Origin of the sequence: Paenibacillus sp. GCM10027630, from assembly GCF_042676305.1 — a bacterium.
In the GTDB taxonomy this organism is placed as follows: domain Bacteria; phylum Bacillota; class Bacilli; order Paenibacillales; family NBRC-103111; genus Paenibacillus_S.
Window position 1 is genome coordinate 212,191 of record NZ_JBHTGY010000098.1, and the last position, 26,994, is coordinate 239,184.

The 26,994-nt window shown below is 46.0% G+C and carries 21 protein-coding genes; 3 read left to right on the forward strand and 18 right to left on the reverse strand.

The window, feature by feature from the left end:
- Nucleotides 1–14 precede the first annotated feature (14 nt).
- The 5 genes from ACFQ0C_RS38540 to ACFQ0C_RS38560 all read right to left on the reverse strand — a co-directional run bounded on the left by ACFQ0C_RS38540 (nucleotide 15) and on the right by ACFQ0C_RS38560 (nucleotide 5,524).
- On the reverse strand, nucleotides 15–893 hold the full coding sequence (locus ACFQ0C_RS38540; RefSeq protein ID WP_379375172.1) for a carbohydrate ABC transporter permease: 879 nt from the start codon (nucleotides 891–893) through the stop codon (nucleotides 15–17).
- Nucleotides 894–941: 48 nt separating this feature from the next.
- Nucleotides 942–2,288, reverse strand: coding sequence for an ABC transporter substrate-binding protein (locus ACFQ0C_RS38545; RefSeq protein WP_379375174.1), 1,347 nt, complete (start codon nucleotides 2,286–2,288; stop codon nucleotides 942–944).
- A gap of 169 nt (nucleotides 2,289–2,457) precedes the next feature.
- The gene (locus tag ACFQ0C_RS38550) at nucleotides 2,458–3,255 is read right to left on the reverse strand and encodes an SDR family NAD(P)-dependent oxidoreductase (protein WP_379375176.1); all 798 of its coding nucleotides are present in this window, start codon (nucleotides 3,253–3,255) and stop codon (nucleotides 2,458–2,460) included.
- An 85-nt stretch (nucleotides 3,256–3,340) separates the two neighbouring features.
- Nucleotides 3,341–4,342: a zinc-dependent alcohol dehydrogenase gene (locus tag ACFQ0C_RS38555; RefSeq protein ID WP_379375178.1), complete on the reverse strand. Its 1,002-nt coding sequence runs from the start codon at nucleotides 4,340–4,342 to the stop codon at nucleotides 3,341–3,343.
- A gap of 33 nt (nucleotides 4,343–4,375) precedes the next feature.
- Nucleotides 4,376–5,524, reverse strand: a complete 1,149-nt coding sequence (locus ACFQ0C_RS38560) for a mandelate racemase/muconate lactonizing enzyme family protein (RefSeq protein ID WP_379375180.1) — start codon at nucleotides 5,522–5,524, stop codon at nucleotides 4,376–4,378.
- Between the two features lie 209 nt (nucleotides 5,525–5,733).
- Here ACFQ0C_RS38560 and ACFQ0C_RS38565 point away from each other — a divergent pair, with 209 nt between their 5' ends.
- Nucleotides 5,734–6,540, forward strand: coding sequence for an IclR family transcriptional regulator (locus ACFQ0C_RS38565; RefSeq protein ID WP_379375182.1), 807 nt, complete (start codon nucleotides 5,734–5,736; stop codon nucleotides 6,538–6,540).
- Between the two features lie 125 nt (nucleotides 6,541–6,665).
- Here ACFQ0C_RS38565 and ACFQ0C_RS38570 read toward each other — a convergent pair whose 3' ends face one another.
- Nucleotides 6,666–7,661, reverse strand: a complete 996-nt coding sequence (locus ACFQ0C_RS38570) for a glycerophosphodiester phosphodiesterase family protein (RefSeq protein ID WP_379375184.1) — start codon at nucleotides 7,659–7,661, stop codon at nucleotides 6,666–6,668.
- A gap of 278 nt (nucleotides 7,662–7,939) precedes the next feature.
- Between ACFQ0C_RS38570 and ACFQ0C_RS38575 the strand changes: the two genes are divergently transcribed.
- Nucleotides 7,940–8,704, forward strand: a complete 765-nt coding sequence (locus tag ACFQ0C_RS38575; protein WP_379375186.1) for an SDR family oxidoreductase — start codon at nucleotides 7,940–7,942, stop codon at nucleotides 8,702–8,704.
- 984 nt (nucleotides 8,705–9,688) lie between these two features.
- Here ACFQ0C_RS38575 and araA read toward each other — a convergent pair.
- The 4 genes from araA to ACFQ0C_RS38595 form a co-directional block, all read right to left on the reverse strand.
- Nucleotides 9,689–11,179: an L-arabinose isomerase gene (gene araA, locus ACFQ0C_RS38580; protein WP_379375188.1), complete on the reverse strand. Its 1,491-nt coding sequence runs from the start codon at nucleotides 11,177–11,179 to the stop codon at nucleotides 9,689–9,691.
- A gap of 102 nt (nucleotides 11,180–11,281) precedes the next feature.
- The gene (locus ACFQ0C_RS38585) at nucleotides 11,282–12,952 is read right to left on the reverse strand and encodes a ribulokinase (protein WP_379375190.1); all 1,671 of its coding nucleotides are present in this window, start codon (nucleotides 12,950–12,952) and stop codon (nucleotides 11,282–11,284) included.
- Nucleotides 12,953–13,018: 66 nt separating this feature from the next.
- Complete coding sequence (araD, locus tag ACFQ0C_RS38590; protein ID WP_379375192.1) at nucleotides 13,019–13,708, reverse strand: L-ribulose-5-phosphate 4-epimerase; 690 nt, start codon at nucleotides 13,706–13,708, stop codon at nucleotides 13,019–13,021.
- A gap of 80 nt (nucleotides 13,709–13,788) precedes the next feature.
- Nucleotides 13,789–14,883 (reverse strand): GntR family transcriptional regulator, encoded by a 1,095-nt coding sequence (locus ACFQ0C_RS38595; RefSeq protein ID WP_379375194.1) that lies wholly within the window; start codon nucleotides 14,881–14,883, stop codon nucleotides 13,789–13,791.
- Nucleotides 14,884–15,120: 237 nt separating this feature from the next.
- Here ACFQ0C_RS38595 and mraY point away from each other — a divergent pair, with 237 nt between their 5' ends.
- Entirely contained in the window at nucleotides 15,121–16,068 is a 948-nt protein-coding gene (gene mraY / locus ACFQ0C_RS38600) for a phospho-N-acetylmuramoyl-pentapeptide-transferase (RefSeq protein ID WP_379375196.1), read from the forward strand.
- Nucleotides 16,069–16,147: 79 nt separating this feature from the next.
- On the opposite strand, the gene ACFQ0C_RS38605 is transcribed toward mraY, so the two are convergent.
- The 8 genes from ACFQ0C_RS38605 to ACFQ0C_RS38640 form a co-directional block, all read right to left on the reverse strand.
- Complete coding sequence (locus tag ACFQ0C_RS38605) at nucleotides 16,148–17,140, reverse strand: Gfo/Idh/MocA family protein (protein ID WP_379375198.1); 993 nt, start codon at nucleotides 17,138–17,140, stop codon at nucleotides 16,148–16,150.
- Nucleotides 17,141–17,146: 6 nt separating this feature from the next.
- Nucleotides 17,147–18,358, reverse strand: a complete 1,212-nt coding sequence (locus ACFQ0C_RS38610) for a Gfo/Idh/MocA family protein (RefSeq protein WP_379375200.1) — start codon at nucleotides 18,356–18,358, stop codon at nucleotides 17,147–17,149.
- Between the two features lie 31 nt (nucleotides 18,359–18,389).
- Nucleotides 18,390–19,202, reverse strand: coding sequence for a helix-turn-helix domain-containing protein (locus tag ACFQ0C_RS38615; protein WP_379375202.1), 813 nt, complete (start codon nucleotides 19,200–19,202; stop codon nucleotides 18,390–18,392).
- A 210-nt stretch (nucleotides 19,203–19,412) separates the two neighbouring features.
- Nucleotides 19,413–20,234 carry a sugar phosphate isomerase/epimerase family protein gene (locus ACFQ0C_RS38620; RefSeq protein WP_379375204.1) on the reverse strand — a complete coding sequence of 274 codons (822 nt, stop codon included), beginning with the start codon at nucleotides 20,232–20,234 and terminating at the stop codon, nucleotides 19,413–19,415.
- Between the two features lie 300 nt (nucleotides 20,235–20,534).
- Nucleotides 20,535–21,695 (reverse strand): dihydrodipicolinate synthase family protein, encoded by a 1,161-nt coding sequence (locus ACFQ0C_RS38625; protein ID WP_379375206.1) that lies wholly within the window; start codon nucleotides 21,693–21,695, stop codon nucleotides 20,535–20,537.
- A gap of 15 nt (nucleotides 21,696–21,710) precedes the next feature.
- On the reverse strand, nucleotides 21,711–22,862 hold the full coding sequence (locus ACFQ0C_RS38630) for a Gfo/Idh/MocA family protein (RefSeq protein ID WP_379375208.1): 1,152 nt from the start codon (nucleotides 22,860–22,862) through the stop codon (nucleotides 21,711–21,713).
- 289 nt (nucleotides 22,863–23,151) lie between these two features.
- Nucleotides 23,152–24,378 (reverse strand): RtcB family protein, encoded by a 1,227-nt coding sequence (locus tag ACFQ0C_RS38635; RefSeq protein WP_379375210.1) that lies wholly within the window; start codon nucleotides 24,376–24,378, stop codon nucleotides 23,152–23,154.
- A 27-nt stretch (nucleotides 24,379–24,405) separates the two neighbouring features.
- Nucleotides 24,406–26,991, reverse strand: a complete 2,586-nt coding sequence (locus ACFQ0C_RS38640) for a metallophosphoesterase (protein ID WP_379375212.1) — start codon at nucleotides 26,989–26,991, stop codon at nucleotides 24,406–24,408.
- Nucleotides 26,992–26,994 lie beyond the last annotated feature (3 nt).

Here is a 26,994-nt window from a genome sequence, read left to right on the forward strand (position 1 = left end):
GTTGCCACCTTCCCTCAATCCTCCTTATTCAGCTTACGGGTCATAAGGAACATCAAGACTAGTAAAATGGGAATAATTGATCCCGCCACACTGAGTGATTTACCCATATTATTTTGGAGGAATGCCACTTCATAGGTGTAAACAGAAATTACTGCAGAGTTATACAATGGACCGCCGCCTGTGATCAAAAATATGTTTTCAAAGTCATTGAACGTCCATATCGAAGACAGCATCGTAGTGATGACAATTACAGAGCTGATAGAAGGTATCGTGATGGAAAAAAACTGGCGGATGGTCCCTGCTCCATCAATCTTTGCCGCTTCATACAGCTGTCTGTCAATCGTTTGCAAGCCTCCAAGAATACTGAATAGAAAGAACGGGATGCCTCGCCAAATATTTACGATAATAACCGAGACCAAAGCAATATTCGCCCCGCTCAACCATGCTACCGGCACATCAATCAGCCCGATGTCCAGCAGCACTTTATTTATAATTCCGAAAGTGTCGTTATACATCCATTTCCATGTGAGCGCAGCCACCATTCCGGAGATTGCCCAAGGGACCAGGAACAGCACGCGGACAACCGATCTTCCGAAAAATTGCTGGTTAACGGTCAAAGCGAATACCATCCCAATTATTAGTTTGAAAAAGACATCCGTAACAAAATAAACAAACGTATTTTTTAATACTTTCCAATAGATGGGGTCAGAGAAAATTTCGCGATAGTTATCAAAACCGATAAAATGGGCGTCCGCGCCAACCGTTTTATCAGTCAGGCTCAGGTATAACGCATTGACAAAAGGAATGCCGATCACCACAAAGATGATGATGACGATCGGCATAACGGACGTATACCCCAAAGCCAATTCACTCTTTCGATTCGATTGAAGCATGCTTTCACCTGCCCTTGGAAGAGTACGTCGGTGTAAGTTTACAGTATGTTATTTTTTCTCATAAATTTTCTTGAATTCTTTTTCCATTTCATCAAGAGCTTTTTGCGGATCCATCTTGTTGACGACAATTTTTTGCACGCCTTTTGAAAGAATATTTTCGCTGACTGCCTGGGATGCACGTGCATCCGGAGGACCCGGATCCCCCAATGGCACTATGTTTCTCGTTGCGTCGAACCAGCTTTTATTTTCCGGTCTTTGCCAAAACTCTGTATTTTCAAGGCCATTCAATACGGGTCCCGCCAGTCCGTTGAGCTTCTCTAACAATTTTCCATAATAAGCTTTATCGAAAAAGTATTTGATGTACTGCTTGGCGGCTTCCGTATTTTTGGCTTTATTGAACATGATGAAAACCGTTCCTCCACCTGAACCAAACTGTCTTTTCGGACCAGCAGGCCATGGCATAATTAAGGTTTTCTCAAGCAGCTCCGGCTTATCTTTTTTCATTGCTGCGTAAATGCTGCTGGAGTTTAATACGATTCCCGCCTGTCCGGCCAGCCACAGATTGTTGTTGAAAGCATCATCACCGGTAATGCCGCCTTGAGGGGACAAGTTTTCTGCAAAAAAGCTGGCGTCAAATTTAATCGCTTCCACAGCTTCCGGTGTATTGATGGTGACCTTTCCCTCTTTATTGACGATATCGGTGCCGAAGGTTCTGATCAGATTGTTGATCCGGCCATCGGAATCTCCGCCCCCGCCAAGCTGAAAGCCCAAACCGTAGAAATTGTTTTTGGGATCATTAATAGCTTTTGCTACGTTTTTAACATCTTCCCACGTTTTGGGAGGCGCCAACTTCTTTTCCTCCAGCTTATCCTTTCGGACGTACATAACATTAGGGCTATGATAAACCGGAACCTCGAACAAGCCTTCCACCGCAAAAGCGTACTTCTTGGAATCCTCCCTGAAATCAAATTGCTTCAATATATCCGAAACATCCATCAGCTGATTGTTCCCTACAAATTGTTTGGCGACAAAATCGTCAGCTAACAGTAAATCAGGAGGATTACCTGCTTCTACCGCTGCCAATAGCTTTGTTTTTACATCAGCAGGCGGAATTGCCACGTACTCCACATCAACATTAAATTCCTTGGAAAATTGGGCGACTCTCTCTTTTTGAAAGTCATTGTAATCCTTCACATATTCCGATTTATCCCAAAAAATGAATTTACCCTTCTTGGGCTCCGGTTTGGCTTCGGGCTTGGCTTCAGCAGGTTGTGCCGGCTTCGCATTCCCGCTGTCCTTGCCGGTTGAAGCCGGTGTGTTGGCTCCCCCCGAGCTGCATGCACTTGTAAAAATTAGCCCCATCATAAGCGTCACAGACAATGCTTTCTTTAACATAGTTATCCTCCTTAAAGTTTTGCTTTTAGCAAAACTTGCGTCGTAAGCATAAACTGAGTTGTTGTAAGAAAACTTGCTTCGTAATCATCAGGCTTAGAGTTAAGCTTAAGCGAAGCATTCGTGAGCATTTACTAAGTGTTTGCAAGAAAAACAGTTGATTATAATCCATTCATTCCTCTTCGGCTGCCCATTCGTAAGCCAAACGAGGAACCTGTGTAGCAAGTTTGCCTCCACTGATGTCGATCATCGTACCGGTAATATAGACGGCAAAATCAGAAGCCAGAAAACAGATCAAATGGGCGATTTCTTGTTTATTGCCCCAACGCCGCAAGGAAAGATTGTCCAACAGCTCCTTCTGCTCCTGAGGAGAACGGTCGGCAAATCGATTCATATCGGTAGGGATGACCCCCGGAGCATAGCAGTTAACCGTGATGTTCCATGGACCGAGCTCTCCGGCAAGCACTCGGGTAAAATGCACGACCCCTGCCTTGGATGTGGCATAAGCCGAGCCCCCCAAACTTGGGATAATGGCCGCAAAGGAGGCTGCATTGATGATACGGCCATATTTCTGCCGCTTCATAATCGGGAGCACGGCCTTGCACATCAGGAATGTGCCTTTTAGATTAATATCGAGATTGAGATCCCAGATTTCCTCGGACATCGTCTCAACAAGCCCTCCATTGGCCACTCCAGCGTTGTTAACCAGAATGTCGATACGTCCGTACTTGTATTCAGCCTCCTGAACCACCTTCTCGATCGCGGAGAAATCACGGATATCGCATACCTGCTGGAATCCTTCAAAGCCATTTTCAGCAAACACTTGATTCAGATCTGCCAGATGCTCCTCGTTTACATCGATCGCAATCGTTCTAACTCCTTCACTAGCTAATGTAAGAGTAATCTCCCGGCCGATTCCCCTGCCCGCTCCTGTAACAAGAGCAACTTTCCCACGCAGATCAATGAGCAATGGTATCCCCCTCCATTTAGTTGAATAGAACTGCATTTGCTATTTTGTAAGCACTTACATTTTGTATTCCACAAACGTTTGACAGTCAACTGAACGTCAATAAAAATTTGGCCACATTTCCCGGATTGGTGATCAGCTTCTCAAAGCATTGCTGTCCATCTTCCAATGGAGCATGCGCGAGCCAAGGTCGAAGGTTAACCCTTCCTTCCTCTATCCATTGCTGCGCCGTTTCAAAATCAACGGCATTATATGCAAAAGCTCCCTTCATACTTATTTCATTACGTATCAAGGAATTAACTTGAAAGTGACTGGAATCCTCGTGCAGCCCTGTAAAAATAACACGACCGCCCGGTTTAACATTGTCGGTGCATTGCGTGCGGGTGACCTCCAAACCAACCGCATCTACAGCTGCATCGAAGGCATCTATTCCTTGGTCACGGCGGAGCGTATCAAGCCTCACAGCGGTCACTGCTCCCAATTGTGAAGCAATTTCCAGACGCTGCTCATTAATGTCGATGACTGTGATGTTCCTAAGTCCGTAAACTTGCGCTGCCAGCATAGTAAATAGTCCGATAGGCCCCGCACCAACGATTAACAAGCGATCCCTGGGCGTAAGCTGCAAAAGTCGGCAAACATGGATGGCGCAGGCAAAAGGCTCTGTTAGTGCTCCATCATCGAAGCTAACCGTATCCTTTAGCAAATATACATTTTTCTCCACAACAGTCACATACTCCGCGAATGCTCCAGGAAAATGCGCGCCAAGCAGTTTACGATGCAGACATATTTGTGAGGAACCGGATATGCAATCGCGGCACACTCCACAAGTTACAAGCGGGTTCACGGTAACTCGGTCACCCACGTTAAATCTGCTTGCTTCTGCACCCGTTTGTGTAATAGTCCCGGCAAATTCATGTCCCATAATCAAGGGGGGCTTGCGAAGGGAGTTATGCCCCAAATAGCCGCTGAGCTCTGAACCGCATATGCCGACCCGCTCCACACGGATTAACACCTCACCCGCTTCGGGTATGGGCGTAGGCTGGTTGCGAATGGTTAATACCTTCGGCCCCTCGTATACTAATGCTTTCATCTTTATCTCCTCCGGTCGCTGCTCATTGTACCATCAGCCGTTCCCTTCCCTCTTCTCCCAGCCCTGTTTGAATAGAGGGATCCAGTTACCGGTGTGATACGGGTGCTGCGCAATGAGCTCAAGATTCAAATCCACGCCTAATCCGGGTCGATCCGGGGGTTGAAGATATCCTTGTTCTATTTTAAAAAGCGGTGTCAATACTTCTTCCTCCCATGGCTCATTAAACTCGTCAAATATTTCATGCATATAGAAATTGGGAGTTGCCATATTGAGATGAGAGCAGACCACTGAGCATATGGGACCTTGAGCGCTATGCGGAGCAATGACGCCATTATGGGCATGAACCATACCGCATATTTGCTTCGATGCACTAATACCAAGAAATTGAGGCTCCAATTGGATAATATGCACGGCATCATGCTTCAGCAGCTCAGCAAATTGTTCTCGGCAATAATAATCCTCGCCGCAAGCTATAGGAACGGGACTACGCTTAGCAACCTCAACCATAGAGGATATATGCTGCGGCGGAACAGGTGCTTCGAACCAGGCAGGATTATAAGGCAGCATCGCTTCTGCAAATTGCAAGGCTGTATGAACGCTAAATCGGTTATGGCCTTCTATCAAAATATCTACATCCGGACCAACAGAATCCCGCACAGCTGCGATAATGTTGAGAGCAAGGTCGAAATCTTTGCGTTCCACGGTGCGCCAAGCCGAGCCGAACGGATCGAATTTCAGAGCGGTATAACCTTTTTCCACGACTGTTTTAGCTTTCTCATAAAAGTTTTCAGGAGTTCGAGGGCCACGGTACCAACCGTTTGCATAGCAGCGAAGCTTCTCATGGCAGCGGCCGCCAAGCAGCTTGTATAACGGCTGATTCGTTGCTTTGCCGATAATATCCCAGCAAGCGGTTTCAATTGCAGCCAATGCTGAGCCTTGAATTTGTCCGCCGTCTGAATAGACGTCACGGATCATTTTCAAAGTTAACGCCTCTACATCAAATGCGCTCATCCCTATGTATAAATGCTTAAGCTCGTGTATGCAGGCTTCCACTGTTTTGGCAAACCCATTCAAAGTGCCTTCCCCGATGCCATAAATGCCTTCTTCCGTATGCAGCTTGACAAACAGCCAATTTTTCCATGGATTACCGACGATATACGTTTCCACATCGGTGATCTTCATCAGGCAGCAGTCCTCCTTATTTCTAATATAGAAATTAAATTTCCATTTACAATTTTTACTATAAATAACACATTCTAATTCGTCAATATAAATATGACTTGACTTGGAATTTTTTATAAAATAACATTAAAACCAATCAATCTCCTGTTAAAATTATAAATTCAATTTCTAAAATATATGTCTCGATTTCCAAAAGGAGTACTGATGCTATGGGCCGAAGAAATCCAAATACAAAAGATATGAATCAGAAGGTGGCCTCATCGACGGTTGTGAAGGCACTGCATGTTTTGGAGCAGCTGGCTACCTTATGCGATACAAGTCCGCAAGGCGCTTCCGTCAGCGAGATAGCCAAGCTTTCCGGCGAAAGTCCGAGCAGCGTCTGCAAACATCTTGCAGCCTTTCAGCAAAGCGGTCTTGTAGAGCAGGATGAACATTCCGAGCGATACCGTATTGGCCTCTACTCGCTTCGCCTTGCTTCACTGGCGCTAAAAACGATGAATATTAGGGAAATTGCCTCCCCGTACTTGCGGAAATTGGCGGATCTTGCCGGTGAAACCGTGCACTTGGTCGTCCGTGACGGCTTGCGTGTCGTATATATCGATAAGGTGGAATCATCCAAAACCATTCGCATGCATTCCCAAATCGGGCTGCGCAACCCTATGTACTGCACAGGAGTTGGAAAAGCAATATTGGCCTTTTCTCCCTCCTCACTAACAGACGCAGTCATAGCGGAGGGCTTAATTCCATTTACTCCTTACACCCTTGCTACTCAAGGTACTCTGGTGGCCGATCTGGAACTTATTAAAGCCCGCGGCTTTTCTATCGACAATTGCGAGCATGAACCGGAGGTTCGTTGTGTTGCAGCCCCTATATTTAATCATCTGAAAGAGCCTGTTGCCTCTATCAGCATATCTGCACCCAAATGGCGCATGTCGGAAGAACGGATCGAAACTTCAGGGGTATGGATTCGGGATACGGCTCTGGACATTTCAAACAGGCTTGGTTATATCCGATAGAGCTGGGCTTGTCGCTATTTATCGAATCCAAATAAAAAGCATTCCGTTCAAGCTGCCTGTTAACGGCAATTTGTGCGGAATGCTTTTTTTGAGGTTAGATGTGCGCTCACATACTTAGATTTTGGTTATTCGCCTACCCGTGAATTTTTCTGACGATACAGCTGTGCTATTTGATCAATTCTGTTCGTCCATATGCCACCTGTATAACTGGAAGGCAGCCGTTTCGTGTCCGTTACTGTGTCAAAGCCTTCCGACCATCCTCCATCACCTGCAACGATAATGACACGAGTATCGACATTTTCCATTCTTTTCACAAATTTTTCAGGCCATCCCCATAACCAGGGTGCAAATTTCTCAGGAATGTGCAATTGGGTTGTCTTGCAGGAGGACGGGACGTAACCTGTCCAGCCTTCAGCGATATAATGAATTAAGCAGCCTTTCAACGAAGCCATTGACATAACGCGGATGTCAGGAAGCTGTTTTTTTAACAAGGCAACCGGTTCATCTCCTCCGTAAACCGTTAGTTGACTTAGGCGTTTTTCCGGCAATACAGAAAGATATTGAGCAAGAATCGCCCCTTCTTCCGAATTATTGCTTTTAATATGAATCAAAAAAGAGCCTTCCGGAAAATAAGTCAGCACTTCTTCCATCGAAGGCATAAGTCCCACTCCTTTTCCGCGGAAAGGATAGGTTTTCCCATTATCAGCGGTATAGCCATAGCCAATATCGATTTTCTTTAATTGTGCCATAGTGTAGTCTTTGGTCACGCCTTTTGCATCTGTTCGGCAATCTAGGGTCCAGTCATGAAAAACAGCGAATTGGCCGTCTTTAGTTGGCTTTATATCAAATTCCACCATGTCAGCACCGGCTCCAAACGCAGCTTCCATAGATGAGATAGTGTTTTCCAAATAAGGATGATCAGGTTCATTTATACGCTCAGCTGTACATGTATAATTCTTTATTCCATCCATACTGAATGTTTGTGCAAGTCCCCGATGAGCAAGCAAAAACGGCGCTCCAGTGCTTTTCGTGAAAAGAGAACTATTATTCAGATATATAAATGTAACCAGTACGAAAACAAATAGAACGATCTTGTTTCCTATTCCTTTTTTAAATCTCATCTAGTTGCCCTCCAAGCTAAGAGATGTTTAGTTATACCAGCCTTGTAGACTGATATTAATAGAATAGGCTCGATCGCTCAATAGCTGCGTCATCATATTTGAATGATAAGATTCTGATGCTAGCCGCTGTTCCTGAGGTTGATTAAACGATACTCGTTTTCGATTGGCTGAGAGCCTGTAATGTGCAACCGTTCTACGGAAGGATCGAATGAGAGAGCAACATTTCAAATGCTGTATCGTGATATAACTAAAATTGAAAAAGAGGAGGAGATAAGAAGATGAGCAAATTGAAAGGCAAGGTTGCATTGGTAACGGGAGCAAGTCGAGGGATTGGACGGGCTATTGCCCAACGTTTGGCACAGGATGGCGCTTTAGTGGCTGTTCATTACGGCAAGAACCGTGAGGCTGCAGAAGAGACGATTAGGCTGATTAAACAAAGCGGCGGATCAGCTTTCATGATCGAAGCTGACCTTTCCTGTACAAGTGGTGTGCACATCATTTTCGAAGCATTGGATGTGGCACTTCAAGAAAGAGCGGTGGATAGTCGTTTGGATATTCTGGTAAACAATGCCGGAGGCGCTCTAATGAAAACCATTGAGCAGACGACCGAGCAAGCTTTCGATGAATTGGCGGCCGTTAATGTAAAAGCTCCCTTTTTCCTGATTCAACAAGCATTGCCGCGGTTGAGAGATGGAGGCAGCATTATAAACCTCTCGTCAGCAGTAACAAGAATTGCAATTCCCGACATCCCTGCATACAGCATGACCAAGGGAGCAATCAACACGCTGACGCTCACTTTAGCCAAGCTGCTCGGACCTCGTGGGATAACCGTCAATGCTGTGATGCCGGGATTTATCGAAACGGATATGCAAGCAGATGTACTTCAAAATCCAGAGGCGAGGAAGTTCGGTGCCGACTTTTCCATTTTTGGCAGATGGGGTCAAACGCAAGACGTAGCGGATATTGTCGCATTCCTTGCCTCGTCTGACAGCCGTTGGGTGACTGGGCAATTGATCGATGCGAGTGGAGGATCACATCTGTAAGGTTTACTCACAATATGGAGAAAACAGCTATGGTTTTTTGTAGGTTGCTTAAGTGGTGGCGCGTGAACCGATGTTCAAAGGTTGCTTGCTTTGTAGAGGAGACTAGGATTTTCGGGACGGCTGCCTTAAGGAAGGAAATAGATGGAAATCCTCACGTTAATTCAGGGTGGATATTGTTTGAAACCAATCTAACTGGAAAAAATGCAGCTAATATAGGTGATCTTGTTGTTATCAGCCCAAATACGTAGAATTAACATGAGAAATTCCAGCTATAGGGCTTGGAACGCTATTTTTCGGAGCAATTAACATGACATATTCCCGATAATTGTTTAGGGTTCGGTAGGTATCCCTGCAATGCCGAAACCGAACCCTCAACTATCCCTTAACCATCGATTCTTAACCCTCAACCATCAATCCCTAACTCTCAACCATCAATCCCTAACCATCAACCATCAATCCCTAACCATCAACCATCAATCCCTAACCCTCAGCCTTAACCATCAACCATCAATCCCTAACCCACAACCATAACATTCATCCCTTAACCCTGATTCCCACAATCCTGATGACCTGATGCCCAAGATTAGCACGTGCTGAAAAGTGACCTTATATCTGCATTTCGCTGAGAATACCTAAGATGGGGTTGCCTCAAAAGGGTAAACCCTAGTGAGTGAATCCCATAAATTTGCAAACGAGTCTTCAATATAAAGAGTGCTTCTATTCGAAGCCCTCTCGATGAAGATACTTTCGTGTCCTGGAGGTGACTTTGCTTGCAATATTAAAAGGCAATCCTCCGGTTCAAACTTATACTTCTAATATTATAAAAAGTGCACCCCCTAGAATTTCATTGGATAAACCAGCGGTTTATTCCAATGTTTATTCTAGGGGGTGCACTCCAATAACAATGTGGAACTGAGGGTTCTTTTGCAACCGTATATTCAGGATAAAATGGTGAATGAGCTGTCCTTATTATGTCTTACATGTTTAACGAAGCTTCCAATAAAGTTCGTTCCATCTCAGCTCGTTACGGAATGCTTGGACGGATGTGTTTTTATTAATAACCACACATTCAATCCCAACCATTTCCGCCCAATCCACGAGCTGCTCGGTGGTGACTTTGTAGGAGAATACTGTGTGATGGGCTCCGCCAGCGTATATCCAGGCTTCAGCGGAATCACGCAGCGACGGCTGCGGCTTCCAAAGCACACGAGCTACCGGCAGCTTCGGCATTTCTTTGAGCGGTTTTACAGCATCTACCTCGCTTATAATAAGACGAAAACGGTTGCCCATATCTACAAGAGAAGCGTTAATTGCGAAACCGGAATCCCCGTCAAAGGTCAACCTCGCAGGATCGGCTTTACCACCGATGGAAAGTGGGTGAACCTCGATTTTGGGACGTGTTGCAGCAATAGTCGGGCATACCTCAAGCATATGCGAACCTAACACCAGCTCGTTCCCAGGCTCGAAGTGATAGGTGTAATCCTCCATAAATGAGGTGCCCACATTGCCGGAAATCATTTTCATCATACGCACCAGCGCTGATGTCTTCCAATCTCCTTCTCCGCCGAAGCCATAACCCGCCGCCATCAAGCGCTGTGAGGCCAAGCCCGGAAGCTGCTTCATTCCATGCAAATCCTCGAAGGTCGTAGTGAAGGCACCGAAGCCACCTTCCTGCAAAAATGATTTCAAACCAAGCTCAATACGAGCCTGTTCCAAAATAGCGCCCTGTACAGGGCCGCTCTCAAGTCCTGCCGGAACAATCGTATACAGCTCGGCATATTCCTTGAACAGCTGATTAACCTCAGCATCTGAAAACTCATTCATCCGCTGCACAAGATCGCCAATTCCATAACCATTTACGGACCAGCCAAACTTTATTTGTGCTTCAACTTTATCGCCATCTGTAACGGCAACCTGGCGCATATTGTCGCCAAAGCGAGCTACCTTCAGATTGCTTCCCTCGGTATAAGCAACAGCTGTATGCATCCAGCCGCCAATGCGGCCACGTGTTTCCCCGTTCTCCCAATGTCCCACAACTACTTTGCGTGAAATGCCCATACGGGTTCCAATAAAGCCATACTCGCGATCACCATGAGCGGATTGATTCGTGTTCATGAAATCCATGTCGATCGTATCCCATGGAATGTCACGGTTGTACTGGGTGTGCAGGTGCAGAAGCGGCTTGCGCAGCTCCGTGAGTCCTGCGATCCACATTTTCGCCGGAGAGAAGGTGTGCATCCAGGTGATCAGTCCTGCGCAGGAATCGTCAGCATTAGCATCAATACATATTCTACGAATAGCATCCGGTGTAGTAAGAACAGGTTTAAACACTATTTTAAAAGGAATTGCAGCATCTCGGTCCAACGATTCGACAATATGTCTGGAATGTTCAGCTACCTCATCCAATGTTTCCGGTCCATACAGATGCTGGCTTCCGGTTAAAAACCAAAATTCATAAGGCTTTACAGTCAACATAGTTAGCCCTCCTCGGGAAATTAGGAATAATAAACAATGATTTCTTTAGACCACTTCCATTTGCATACAGGGATCCATAGAACAACGTTCCTGCTTGTTTCTCTATGCAGTCGTTTCTTTTATCGCTTTCAAACGCTTCATTACGTCGTTTTCACCACGTCCGAAGTAATCATGCAGCTTGCTGTATTCCTGGTAAAGCAGCTCATAGACAGCCACGTTTTCCGGAATTGGCTTGTAGGTGTCCTTGCGGACACGAGCCATCTTTTGCGCAGCCTCCACGATCGTATCGTATCCACCCTGTGCCGCTCCTGCTGCTACTGCGCCGAACATAGCCGCACCTAAGGCAGGCGTCTGCTTGGAATCGGCAATTTTGATTTCGCGATTGGTTACATCCGCATAAATTTGCATAAGCAGTCGGTTCTTTTGCGGAAGCCCGCCGCATGCATACAGCTCGTGAACCTCCACACCGTTATCTTGAAAGGCATCGACAATCTTGCGGGTTCCGAATGCTGTTGATTCCAGCAATGCTCGGTAAATTTCCTCCGGCTTCGTCAACAAAGTACAACCAATCAGCAAGCCGGTCAGATCCGTATCAACGAGTACGGAACGGTTGCCGTTCCACCAATCCAGCGCCAGAAGCCCGGTTTCTCCCGGTTGATAACCTGAAGCCTTCGCTTCCAGCCATTCGTGTACATTAACGCCTTCTTTCTCTGCCGCTTCCTTCACATAAGAGGGAACTCCCTGCTCCACGTACCATGCAAAAATATCTCCTACCGCCGATTGCCCAGCCTCATAGCCCATATATCCGGGAATAATGCCGTCTTCCACAACGCCGCACATACCTTCCACACGTTTTTCTTCAGTTCCAAGCAGCATGTGGCAAATCGATGTTCCCATTGCCATGACCAGCTTCCCTGGACTAACCACCCCTACACCTGGGACAGCGGCATGTGCATCCACATTGCCTACTGCAATCGCTATACCAGGCTTCAATCCCATTAGCCCGGCCATTTCTGGAGTTAGCTCCCCAGCTTTCGTGCCTAATGGAACCACTTCTCCGCGCAGCTTCGTTTCCGTCAAATTTTCCAACTGTGGATTCAACGCTTTAAAAAACTCCCGGCTTGGATAGCCGTCCTGTTTATGCCAGATCGCCTTGTAGCCGGCCGTACAGCTGTTGCGCACTTTATTCCCTGTCATTTGGAAAACTACCCAGTCCGTTGCCTCAAGGAACATATCGGTTTGTTCATACAGCTCAGGTGCTTCATTAAGAATTTGCCATACTTTAGCGATCATCCACTCCGAAGAAATTTTTCCCCCATACCTTGGAAGGAAGGTTTCCCCTCTCTGCTCTGCAATCTCATTGATCAGATTCGCTTCATCCTGCGCTGCGTGATGCTTCCATAGCTTGACCCAGCTATGAGGCTGATCCTTCAGCTCCGGTTTGAAGCAAAGCGGCGTTCCGGCAGCATCTACCGGCAGCATGGTGCAAGCCGTGAAATCTATACCAAGCCCAATTACATCGGCAGGATCAACACCGGATGCTTTCATTACCGCAGGTACGGACTGTTTAAGCACCTCGATATAATCTCCAGGATGCTGCAGCGCCCAGTCGAATTCCAACTTCATATTCGAATCAGGAAGCTGCTCATCAATAACATTATGTGGATAAGGTGTTACATGATCCGCTACTTCAGTACCGTCCGTAAGATCAACAAGAACTGCTCTTCCTGATTCGGTACCGTAATCCACACCAATCGCGTATTTTGGAGCCATTATCATTTCTCCTTTTGCAGCTTAGAATAGTTTCAAAATACAGTCCGTATTTATGCAATCATTTCATTATTTCTGTCCATAGTAAGCGTTTGCGCCGTGTTTTCTGAGAAAATGTCGGTCCAACAGCGTTTGATCCATCGGTTCTATAGCCGGGTTTAAATTAAAAGTGTTAAGGGCGATTTTAGCAACTTCCTCCAAAACTACCGCATTATGTACGGCGTCATGAGGATTTTTGCCCCAATTAAAAGGAGCATGGCAGTTGACCAGCACTCCCGGTATTTGTGTAGGGTCCAGGTCTTTGAAGGTTTCAACGATCACATTCCCGGTCTCCAGCTCATAAGCACCCTTAATTTCGGCTTCGGTCATTTTACGTGTGCAAGGAATTTCGCCATAAAAATAATCCGCATGCGTCGTGCCTAACGCCGGAATTCCTCTACCTGCCTGTGCCCAACTTGTAGCCCACGGGGAATGGGTATGTACAATTCCACCGATTTGCGGAAATGCCTTGTACAGCACAAGATGAGTTGCCGTATCCGATGATGGCTTGAGGCTGCCCTCCACCACATTCCCCTCCAAATCAAGTACAACCATATCCTCCGCCTTCAAATCCTCATAGGGAACACCGCTCGGCTTAATGACAACAAGCCCCCTTTCGCGGTCAATTCCGCTTACATTTCCCCAAGTGAATGTGACAAGTCCATACTTGGGTAAATCCAGATTCGCCTCAAGAACGGCCTGCTTTAGCTTTTTCAACAAAAGTATCCTCACCTTTCTTCCTGTGAAGTGTGGTCTACGACCATTATACAATTGTACGTACAAATTTTCTATAGTTCGTTTTAAATTTTTCGAGTCGATTCTCGAATCACAAGCTCCGGTTCAAAAATATGTTTGTCCGGCAAGTTTTGTTTGCCTTCGATTTTGTCAATCAATAGCTCAGCTGCACGAATTCCCAGATCTGTTTTCGGATGAGTCAATGTGGTCAGCTTTACTTCGGTTGCCGTAGCTAAAGAAGAATCGTCAAAACCAACAATCGAAATATCATGTGGAACATTTAAGCCAGCTTGTCTAACGGCCTCCAATATATGAACAGCCAGCTCATCATTGTAACATACGAATGCAGTTGGCCGATTCTCCACAGATTCAGTAAGCATGGACAGAGCCAGCTTGTAAGGCTTCGTCTGTTTCTCTTCCGTCGTATAATGCACTACAGACTGGGGCAGCAGCGGAGCCTGTGAATCATGATGGGCGCGTATGAAGCCTTTCAAACGGTTCACTCCCTGCAGATCATCCATTTTAAAAAAGCCCACGATCTTCCTATGTCCCCATTGAATCAGGTGCTCCGTTGCTTTGTAGCCACCAGCCTCATCATCCGCTTTAATGTACGGACAATTCATTTCAGAATACCGTTCATTTATCATGAGATAGGGGATTTTTTGATAATCCAAAGATAAGTAGCAGCTTAGGTTAGGATTGCCCTCGGCGCTTTTGGTCGGTTCAATGATAAGTCCGCTTAAAGGCTGGCTCATCATCATCTGCAGGCTTTCCAATTCTTTGCTTTTATCATTATCCGTACTGGACAGCAGCATTCTGTAGCCTCTGTTCCTTAACGTTGCTTCAGCGCCACGAACAATATGGGGGAAAATATAATCCGATATATAGGTTGTAATAATACCGATCGTTTGTACATCCGCACTCTTGTGGCTATGCGGAGTCGAGACGAAGGTGCCTTTACCCTGCACTCGCTGCAGCCATCCATCCTTCTCCAGTTCTCCGAAGGTTTGACGGACGGTTTGCCTGCTCATCTGGAACCTCTCGGCAATTTCATGCTCCGTCGGCATCTGATCGTCTGCCTTTAATTGGCCGGATTGCAGCCAGGTTAATATTTCTTGCTTTAATTGAAGATACTTGGGAAGCTGTTTGTTGTCTTTCATTTTCCACCTCTAGGGACTGCCAAGTCCAATTGATTTGTATCATTATATCATCTTGATGAGTTGTATGTACATCTCAAAGCATCAGCGTTAACCATTAGTTAGAAAATATGAAATAAATATATATAAAGTTTCGCTTTTAAATAGTCGCCTATTATATAAAAATAAAGTACAAGACCTAAAGGGATAAGGACAAGATAACGGATTGTTAAAATAAAGCTTGGAGTGTGGACAAATTCGATGTCAATTCTGAATGTTGTCATAGTGTCTTTTATTATCGTTGCTTGTTTATGTCCTGTCTTGATATGGGGGCTTCGCACTTTAAGACTCATTCAACCCATTAGAACTGAATTGCCTGCAGATCATCAAGCTAAATTAGGAACCCCCTTAATGGCAGGAATCATATTGCTTGTCGGGATTATTACTCCGCTTATTTCCCACCCTAGCATCATGACTGTCTTCCTTTGCTTTACGTTCCTCCTTTTCAGCCTGATTGGATTTCTTGACGATGTTAAGAAAGCTGCCTTCCAAGACCCCTCCGGCATTTCGGGAAAAACTAAATTATATTTGCAATTTACATGTACAGGTTTTCTTCTTTTCTTCCTCCATCGCTTCCATGGCATAAGCTCCAAGTTAATTGAGCATGGAGACTTTCAAATAGTACTCCCCATGAGTGTGTACATACTGCTTGTTCTGCTGTTTATAGTTGGATCCGCAAATGCTATTAATTTTACAGACGGTTTGGATGGACTGCTTATCGTCGTATGTATCCCTACCTACTTTTTCTTTTTTGCGATATCTAATCAATTTGAGGTACAGCTTTTTTCGATGACAATGATTGCGTGTTTATTAGGTTTATTAATTTATAACATTTATCCGGCCAGAGCTTTTATGGGGGATACGGGGTCATTAGCCATTGGAGGTTCACTTGCATTTCTGGCAGTAATCGAGAAGGTTGAAATTTTGCTCCCCTTATTATTCTTAGTCTATTTTGCCGAACAATTGTCTGTGATTTTCCAGGTTTGGTATTATAGAAGGACGAAATTAAGACTTTTCCGAATGGCTCCCATTCATTATCACTTTGCTTTAAAGTACGGTTGGAGCGAAAATAAAATTGTTACTGTATTTGGATTCATTTCCTGGATCTGCACTCTAATCAGCCTGTTTATTTGGAAATACATGTTGTGAGGGGATGGGATACGTATGTCCTAAAACAAAAAAACGGACTAAGTCCCTAAATAGAACTTAATCCGTTGTTGTTGATCTCTTAAAACCTCACAGTTCTTTTCTCATCCGCAGCTATTACAGCCTTCAAGCAAGCTTCGGTAACATAAAAGGATTCCTCAGCGCTGATCAAGCAAGACGTTCCATCCGTAATCTGCTGCACAAAATCGGCAAAAATCTCCACCTTGGGCAGCAGCGGAAGCTCCTGCTCACCATTAGCCTGGCCGTTGATAAGCAGCACCTTTTGATCACGAACCTCAAGCACACCTTCCGTTCCCGCAATCCGAATCCGGTCGTCCCCATGGGTCGATGCTTGAGCAGGCCTCAAATAATCAATGCTTACTGAAGCCGACACTTCTCCTGCCATCGTAAAATGACACTGTGCCGAGGTTTCCAGATCGCCATTGTCCTGATTATACAACGTTGAATGTGAAGCATAGACGGTTTCGAACCGCTCCCCGCTGAACCAATGCACCCAATCTATAGCATGGCTTCCAACCCAAGGAATAGTCCCTCCATAGGTCTCTCTTCGTTTAAAATGCTCTCCTCTGCTGCCGAGTCGATATGATTTCTGCGCGTGAAGTAGCCTAACTTGACCTACAGCTCCAGCCTTAACCGCATGCCATGCCGTATAAAAAGCAGGATTGTAACGTATCCCAAACATAGCTGCAAGCTGCGCCCCGCGAGAGTTTCCGTAAGCCTCTCTCAGCATAGCTAAATCCTCTAACGTTGTGGCAACCGGTTTCTCCACAAACACATGAATCCCTCTGCGCAGAGATTCAGCCGCAATTTTTGCGTGATCATTAAAGTAACAAGCCACAGCTATAATATCCGGTTTAGCCTGATCCAGCAGCTCATTATAATTAGCATAAACAACAGGAGAATGCCCTTCCTGCGCAGCTCTGACCGTCAGCTTCTCAATCGATTCACCTGCAGATCCCGCAGAGACGCCAACAAGACGAACCTCGGGCAATTCCCGAAGTCCGTCCATTACATAATTAATATGACCTGTCGATCCAATGATACCTAATTTCAAGGCTGTTCACCCCTTAAACATACGATAATCAGTCAAGTCGGCCTTTCGAGCGGGAACCGCCCAAGGAATGCCTGCTTCGGATGGTAGCACGCCCTGCTCAAAGCAGTTCTTCAGCACATCCTCCAAACCATCAACCCATACCGCGTTCGTCTCTTCATCAAGTCCTACCAGCGCCTTAGGAAATCCCGGAATTTCCGGTATCGCCTCCATCATCGCATTTACACAAAGCAGCTGCGGATAGGCCGCTTCCAGACCGCAAGGAATTTCATTGCTGCCTGATGCCAACGCGCCGATGCATACGCGAAGCTTATCCTCGCAGGCTGCCGTGCCTGTACTCGCGTACACTTTTTCCGTACCATCGTGAAAAACAGCTTTAATCTGATTCTCATTCTGACCTTCAGCGAAGGATATCGAAGCTTTTTCAAATTCGAAGCTAAAGATTGGTCCTTCATTGTTCAAGATCGTATGCGAAGTGTAAAACAGTATCTCCACGTCATCTTCCGTCTTAACCCTTAAGGCACAAGTATCAAAGGTTTCGATATCGTTCGCCCGGTAAAGCTCCGCCGCTACATACTGAAGCTTCGCACTCGCATCGGTTCGGGAGCCGGTCAAATAAAACATATTGTGTAAAAAGTGAGCGGTTGCATTATGAGCTACACTGTCCAGAATCCAGTCGCCTGATACGCTCTTTCTTTTCCCTTTCCAGCCGCTTTGAAAATAAGCAAGAGGGCGTCTCCACAATACTAACGTTTTCAACCGCTTAGGTTTGCCGAATGCTCCGGATAAAATATCTCGTTTCAACTCTTGAATCTGATCATTAAAGGACAAATTATAGCCTACGGCAACGAATTTGCCGCTTTGATTTCGTGCATCAATCATTTTCTGCGCATCTTGTACGGTAGCAGCTATCGGTTTCTCACATAATACGTGACTTCCATTCAACAATGCAGTGCACACATGCTGGCAGTGGAATTGAATGGGTGTGGAAATAATAGCCAAATCCGCTCCAGAAGAGGCGTAGAAGCTCTCCATATCCGTGTAAAAGGTAATCCCTCTATCCTGCAATTGTTGAACATACCGGCTGCGGTCCGGATTAACCTCTACAACACCAGCGATCGTAAACTGACTATCGTCCGTTGCTTTAAGAAGCTCCTCCACATATCTATTCCCGTAACCGCCGATTCCTACCAATAATATGGAAACTTTTTTACCGTTCATGATCCCTATCACCTCTATCACGATTCATCGATCAGCTTTTATTCTGCTGTCTGAACATGTTCGGGGACATTTTCACAATATTTTTAAATGCCCGATAAAATGTAGGCAGCGTCTCATACCCAACCTCAAAGCAAATGGAAACAATGTCCTTATCCGTCTCGACAAGCAATTTTTTAGCCAGACTAATACGTATTTCAGTCAAATATTGAATCGGAGTAATCCGGTAATGATCTTTGAAAATGTTATTCACATGCCTGGCCCCAATACCTAACCTGGCAGCAATATCACTCGCTGTAAGCGGTTCAAAATAATGCCTGTCAATATAACTGCGGATCCGCTCAGCACGAAGACTGTTGGAATCCGTTACCAGTGACGTTTGACTCGAACGTGCGAGTACCAATATAATTTCCAAAATAAATATTTGCAGCGCCCATTGATTCAAATCATCCTGATGCGTCTGCTCGAATAGCATTTTACGCAGCAATTGTCTTAAATCCGCCGCGGCAAAAGGGTTTAATTGTAAAAATGCAGACGACTTAAAGCAGGAATACAGCAGGCCTGAACGTGCATTCGCATCCAGTACCGTCTCCTCAAAAGCAAGAACAAGCAAGGTCAGCTTGGACTCGGAAAATACGGAATGATTCGAATGCGGCACAATCAAAGCAACGCTATCCTGCTTAAACTCATACTGCTTGTTATCCAGTGTAATGGTTCCTTCGCCTTCCAAGGCATATAAGATCTGGTGAATCACGTGATGATGCTCGTCGACGACATCCCCGTCCAGATGTTTGCTTTCATATAAATGAATCCCGCGCAATGGCAGTTCAATCCTTTTCAACTTCATAAGAGGCCCCCAAAATGCCCGAAAATAGCAATGATATATTCATCTTAACGTTTTGGGAACCTGCTCACAAGTAATATATTCCAATGATAGACGTGAGGCTGTGCCTCTTGTCATTGTTTAAACCCATAAGTTGGTGCATCGGTAGGCAGTCGGCTTGGGATTATGTCGGCTGCTGGAGTCGTGTTGTTGGATTGATCGGCTCTCTAACTTTTAGCAGTGCTCCAGATACCGATCTTTCATAAGTGCAAGAACCTCATCACCCGGAGTATCCCAGATAGCTTGGTTGAAAATTTCCACTTCGATTGGACCGTTGTAGCCTGCAGCTTCAACAGCTTGACGAATGCGGCGAAGCTCGATTACCCCATCGCCCATCATTCCTCTACCTAACAGCAGGTCTGGTACCGGTACAAGCCAGTCGGAGACGTGGAAGCCTCTAATCCGATCACCTGCACGTGCAATTTCACTGTATAGATTAGGATCCCACCATACATGGAATACATCGACAACAACGCCGACATCCTCTGCGTTAAATTTCTCGGCTAACGTATTGGCCTGTCCTAGCGTCACGATAACCGAGCGCTCTGCAGCGTACATCGGATGCAGCGGCTCGATACCCAGCTTAACTCCATGCGCGCGTGCGTGCGGAATTAACTGCTCGATGCCTTCCTCTACATATTGGCGAGCTGTAGCAATGTCTTTATCAGCGGATGGACCGCAGACGAGTACCAACACTTCCGCACCCAGCTCAGCAGCCTCTTCAACCGCACGGCGGTTGTCATCCAACCGCTCTTGGCGTTCAGCCGCTGTTGCAGCCGGGAAATATCCGCCGCGGCAAAGACTGGATACTTGAAGTCCAGCGTCGCGAATATAACGGCGGCTTTCAGCCAGACCCGCTTCGGCAACCTTGTTGCGCCAAGGAGCGATCCAAGGAATTCCCGCACGTACACTGCCCTCTACTGCCTCGCGCAAGCTCCAGCGATCGGTTGTGATCTGATTTAAGCTGAGACGATCGAAATTTTGAAGTTTCTCCATAGTAACAACCTCCTTACTTTCTATAGACTGACTTGCTCAAACCTTCTCTTTGAATCTCAACTTTGCTAAGGAATTTCAGCTGCCTTACCAAAGTGAATGATCGCAAAAGAAATTGGATTCCCTTCTGGATATAAATATTAAGCACCACTCCAAGTTAAGCGTGTCCTTCAGGGACGAAAGTGATCATTCACCTTAGTAACAAAGGAGCATCTAAAGAATCTACCTCCCCAAGCCCTTAAAGGGTGTCCAGAGGGCAGAGCCCTTGGAGCCCTCCCTATAGGGAGGGTTTGGGTGGGTATATCAAATCCCAGACAAAGCTAGAACTTTACGCATACGTTCTACTGCAAGATCAGGGTTGGTAAACAAGCCAGCTTCATCAGCCATTACAAACAAGTCGGATAAGTGGACAACAGAACGAGCGCCTTCAGCTCCGGCAATCATACGGAAGTGGGACTGGTGGCCGTTCAAGTAGGCCATGAATACGATACCTGTCTTGTAGGCAAACGTTGGTCTTTGGAAAATATGCCTCGATAGCGGCAATGTCTTATCCAAAATACTGTGGAAGCGGTCGGTATCTCCAGCGTCCAATGCATGCAGCCCCGCGGCGGCAGCAGGAGCGATCGCATCGAATATACCTAACAGCGCATGGCTGAAGCCCTGCTCATCTCCACGGATCAATTCCGGATAGTTGAAATCGTCACCCGTGTACATTTTCACGCCTTCTGGCAGCAGGCGGCGCATTTTGATCTCTTTGCTCGCATCAAGCAGCGAGATTTTGATGCCGTCCACTTTATCTGCATTTGCGCGTATTACGCGCAAGCAAACCTCCATAGCGGCATCCGGGTCTTGATGCCCCCAATAGCCCGCTAATTGAGGATCAAACATATCGCCCAACCAATGCAAAATTACCGGCTGGGAAACCTGACTCAATACTTTGCCGTAAACCCGCTCATAATCCTCCGGGCTTTTGGCGCAAGCCGCCAAGGCGCGGCTTGCCATCAAAATAATGCGTCCGCCTTCGCCTTCTATGAAGGAGCACTGCTCCTCATAAGCAGCCTCTACGTCTTCCAATGTTACATTTGCACCGGGAGCCAGATGATCCGTACCCGCTCCGGAAGCCATGTTGCCTCCTACTGAACGAGCTTCCGCAATGGAATGCTTGATCAATTCCTTGGAAGCATTCCAGTCCAAGCCCATGCCGCGCTGTGCCGTATCCATCGCTTCCGCAACGGAAAGGCCAAGCGACCACAGGTAATGACGGTACTCCATTGTCGCTTTGAAATCGATTCTGGACTGCGCCAATGGGTCTGTATTGGAGAATGGATCGCAAACTACATGCGCCGCGGAAAAGGCGATGCGGTTTTTCAATGGACCCTTCGGTATTTCAAACGCTTCGGAGCGACTGAGCTCATAGGTATAGAGCTCCCCTCCGGCACGCGGCAATTGTATCGTTTGAGCCAAGTTAATTACCCCCTCTTACAATTTCAAATCAGGAATGTCGATCCAACGGCGTTCTTTCCACGATTGAAGCCCAAGCTCAGACAGTTGTGTACCTTTTGCCCCTTCGAGCAGATCCCAAGGGAACGGCGTGTCGATTACAACGTGCTTCAAGAACAGCTCCCATTGAATTTTAAAGCCATTATCGAAAAGCTGATTATCCGGGACATTCTCCCATTGCGCTGTGAAGTTGAAAGGATTCGCAATGTCCGGATTCCAGACAGGCTTAGGCGTATTTACTTTATGTTGGGTTTTGCATTCACGAAGTCCTGCCACCGCGCTGCCGTTTACTCCATCAACATGGATCGTAACCAAATCGTCGCGATCTACACGTGTAGTCCAAGAAGAGTTGACTTGTGCTACAATGCCTCCCTCAATTTCAAAGGTAGCATACGCTGCATCGTCAGCCGTACATTCGTATTTATCACCTTTCTCATCAAAACGCTCATGAATATGAGTAACACCAAGGCAGGATACAGATTTTACTTCTCCAAACAAGTTGTCCAACACATAACGCCAGTGAGCGAACATATCTGTGATGATACCGCCGCCATCTTCCTTGCGGTAGTTCCATGAAGGGCGTTGGCAAGGAATCATATCACCTTCAAATACCCAGTAGCCAAATTCCATACGTACGGACAAAATGCGGCCGAAGAAACCGGAATCAATCAATCTTTTCAGCTTGATAAGGCCTGGCAGGAACAACTTATCTTGAACGACACCGTTTTTGATACCTTTATCACGTGCCAGCTTTGCAAGCTCCAACGATTCAGCCAAGCTTTCAGCCGTTGGTTTCTCACAATAAATATGTTTGCCTGCTGCAATAGCTTTACGAACGCCTTGTGCACGAAGCACTGTAGTTTGGGAATCGAAATAAACTTGATTGTATGGATCTGCCAGGCATGTATCTACATCCGTGCTCCAGCGTTCGATTCCATGAGCTTCAGCCAATGCCTTCAGCTTGCTTTCTTGACGACCTACCAAAACCGGATCCGGAATGATAACATCACCATTAGGCAGTGCAACGCCTCCTTGCTGGCGGATTGCAACAATAGACCGGATCAAATGCTGATTCGTTCCCATACGTCCTGTTACACCGTTCATTATAATACCCACTTTAATAGTTGCCATTGTTATTGCTCCTTTCAGATTGGGGACTTAATATGTTTTGCTTGCTCTCATTGTAATCTCTCCAGCAATAGCCGTCTTATGAATATCAGAAATCAATTCTTAATTTTGGAACCGTTTGCTGCAATTCGTTATATACTTCATACTCATTATTGCTTCAAAGAAAATAGCAGCTGGGTATTCCCAACTGCTAGGCCTCTTAATTATTTGTTCAATATCCATCATTTAAATTGATTCTTTTGCTTTGCTATTTACTTATAAGTTAATTTACTAAATGGCTTAACCGCTTTTTCTAATCCTTATATGGATCAAATTCATCCGCACCTGCCATACACACCCCAATCGGCCTAAGCACATGTAGTAGCTCAATGGTCTCTGAGTGCGCATCCAGTACCTCTTGCAGCTTCCGATAAACAAACGGACTTTCGTCAGTACCGGCTCCCCGAAGCTCTACGCCAAAGTCATGCACAGCTTGCATCATTTGATCCATTGAAATCTGACCACCAGATCGGTTACGGGTTTTCCAGTTCATTTTGCCGGCTGCTTGCGTACGGCTCATGATCCTCCCCGCTCCGTGCACCGTGCTGTAAAACGAATCACGATTCTCATCCGAATCCTTGCCCCGTACAATGACAGAGATATCGCTCATGCTGCCGCCTATGAAGCCTACTTGGCCTGGAGCTGATGGCGTTGCGCCTTTGCGGACTACAATGGTATCCTTGCCATTATGTGTTTCCCGCCATGCGTAATTATGATGATTGTGCACCTCATAATCCGCCTCCCCCCCAACAATAGCAAGCACTTGTTTGATAACGTATTCCCGTCCGGCATAGGCGTACCGCCCAGCAAGCTTCATCGCTCGAAAGTACATGTCGCCTAGTTCGCTATTCATTTCAAAAAGGACGGGCGATTGGTCCATTTTTTCACCTGGTGCATTAGCCAGGAAATCTCGTCCAGCGGCCAAATTCAAGAATCCACTGGCTGTCTTGTGACCAAACCCTCTACTCCCGAAATGATTGCCAATCCACAACCTTCCCGTGCCATCCTCTTCAAACAAATCCACGAAATGATTGCCACTACCCACTGTTCCCAATTGATCACGGGCCAAAGACTTTAGCTTATCATGCTCTTGCCTCCCGATTGCAGCATAAACACCCCAGTCCGAGTCATCGAATAATTCATGGTCAACCTTCTCACTATTAACACGCCCTACTCCGAAGGAGACTTTCCGGGCGATCTGATTCATAATCTCAGGTAATCGAGGTTTAATATCCGCCGCTAGCAGGTTCGTCCGAACCGCTTTGTTACCGCACGCAATGTCGTAGCCGACACCTGAAGGCGATATTTGTCCATCATATACAATCACGCCACCTATTGGCTGACTATAGCCCTTGTGATGATCCGCCATCAGCAGGGCTTGAACCACATTGCCGTGCTCCGCACACGTTTTGGCTTGCGACAACGCGCCATGATCGGGGTTACCCCAGACGCGTACACCATCTATCGTTTGATATGCCATTTGCTTATAACACTCCTCAAATTCCTACTATAATCTCGGGTCGATCTCTTTCTCTTTAGAAACCTCGAACAGCAGGTTTGCCGCTATTTGCTTGTAAGTCTCGTTCTCTGGAGTAATTTCATTCAGCCTCACTTCAAGCATTTGTCTGCTTATACGGTGCTCATTTGCCGAAGTTCGCAATTTAGAAAAAATATTTTTTTGCTTCATGAGCTTGGCGTATTTGTGTGGAAATTTGTAGTCGTACCCGTAAATGATCGACAGATAGCCGGGATTACGAACCTTTAGATAAGGAACCACACTCCGCTCTTCTTGCTCCGGCTTAATGACAATGCCCTCCATATGGTTTTCGACCGTTAATTTAGAGAAAAACTGTTCCGCTCTGATGAATGCATCTTGCTCCTGCAAATCGAGAATCAGATACTCATCATCATTCAAGAAACGGTAGAGTTCGGAGGTTTTGCCTTCAGGTACCCGCTCTTCCCCATCCTCTAGCACTTCTTTTAAAATTGCAAACGGTTTGTAGGCCAATTCCGCATCACATGCATACAACTCCAACTGACGCTTGTATGTACGGTAAGCTTCATCCTGCTGATCCAAGGTCACATACGCTTCTCTGATTGCTCGAATATGCTTAAAGTTCTGGTATACATGAGATCCGTATGTATCACTCAGCGTCTCTTTCGATAAATGATGCTGATCCTTTTCAAAGCCGCTGGCTTCAAATTCCTGAACAAGCTTGCCAAGTGCTTCCTCAAAGCCATTTTGTCTTAAAAAATCAAGCTCCGTCTCTAAAGCCTTTCCAATCGGCCGGAACTGTCGCTCAATTAGCCCATCTCCAAGCGCTTTCCATGGCAAAAGTTCCCCATCCAGAATAAGCGCGGCTATACCATGCTCAGTCATATAGGCTCCAAATTTGTGAAGCAGCTGTTCATAAATAGGAATCAAATCAACGGCCTGAACCTTATATCCATTACGACTAACCGAGTAGCTCTGCTCCACATTGTGATGAAGATACACATTGCAGCGTGAACCCATGTATTTAGGCTGAAGCACAACTTCCGTTACACCGCGTTCAGCAAAATAATCCAGGCCCTTCCTTAGAGACTCGAGCTCTCCAGTAGCCTCATCTTTATCCGCCGGCGACATCGTACCGGAGATGAAATTGACGCGATTCTTTGAGCAATATTGCAATCTGCGAACGGCTTCGTCATCCAGGTCCTGAAGCGATACTTTTCTCTCTTCTCTGAACAGGATCGGAAGTTCTTCCTGCACTACAGCCACTTGTGACTTATGATTTTTGTAAAATGGCCTTGACGAAATGCGAACCGAAGTCAGCATATTACCGTGCGCACTTCCCGTATCGAGATGGATTTTGTTCTTTATCCGAAAAGTCTGCTTAGCTGCAATATGCCCGAACAGATGGTAAGGGTGGTTGCCAACCGCTTCTTGCTTTAGAAAATCGAGCTGCTCCTCAAAAGCAGCCTCTCGATCAATCCGAAAGTTGCGTTGCTGGCGAGTCGAGTTCGTATCCAGCTTACCAATGTATTTATTACGGCAAGGAGCATGTGTTACATAATATGAAGGTCCTTGCATGCCAACATAGTGATAAAATGGCTTAGATAACTCTACCAAAAATGAGAATTTTTCAAAAAGCTCACAATCTCCTATAAGCACTTGCGTCGAATCGAAATAACTGTGCAGCAGTTCCGGATCCACACCTTGAATCTGACCCTTTACGTAATTGTAAACAAAGTTCTCGTGATTACCCATGACAAGCAGAAAATGCTCACGGTTTTCATAGAGGAACTCGATCGTCTCCCGCGTTTGTTTCCCCTTATCAATCCAGTCGCCAGCAAGAATGATTTTTGTATTAGTGAGCTTATCCGTCGCGAACAGCTTACCATCGGCCACCCGGTAACCATAGTCACGAAGCAGTCCCTGGAGCTCTTGAACACATTCGTGAACGTCCCCAACCACAATGTACCCTAGCCCCTGTGGGAGTATCGAGGATATATACGCCTCCCAATCCTGCACAATCACTCGATAGTTCGAATTCGGCAGCCCTTCGTTCGGCATGTAAAAATCTTTAGCGCGCACCTTATGAATTTTGCTGTAACCTTCCCGTGACAGGACAGGTAGAACCTCCTTTCTCAGTCGATTTAGGTGATTAGAAATTAGTTTTTTTGATCTTTCAGAAGCGTAGTAATCTTCTCGTTTACGATAATCAAACAGAATAACCTCAAGATTGTAATTATTCTCATGAGCGATTTCACGAACTTTAGTTCGGTAATCTTCAGCCAGTCCAATCGTGTCCATCACCACAAACTCCGCATTAATCGGAAAAGAAGTGACAAGCCTCAGTCTTTCAAACAAAAGTTGAAAGGTATGCGAGCTCGCCTCTAACATTACCTGGTCATACTTGTCATAGTCATAGCCCAATATTTCCTGCCGGATTCCGTCTGATGACAGGTACTGCACATTCGTCCGTAAGCCCCTGGAAGCATCCTCTAATTGTAGCTGCGGGATCAGCACTTCTTTAGCAAAAGTCGATTTCCCGCATTCTGTTGCCCCTACGAGCAGAAATATCGTATGTACACGCGTTTGAATGTCCACTCT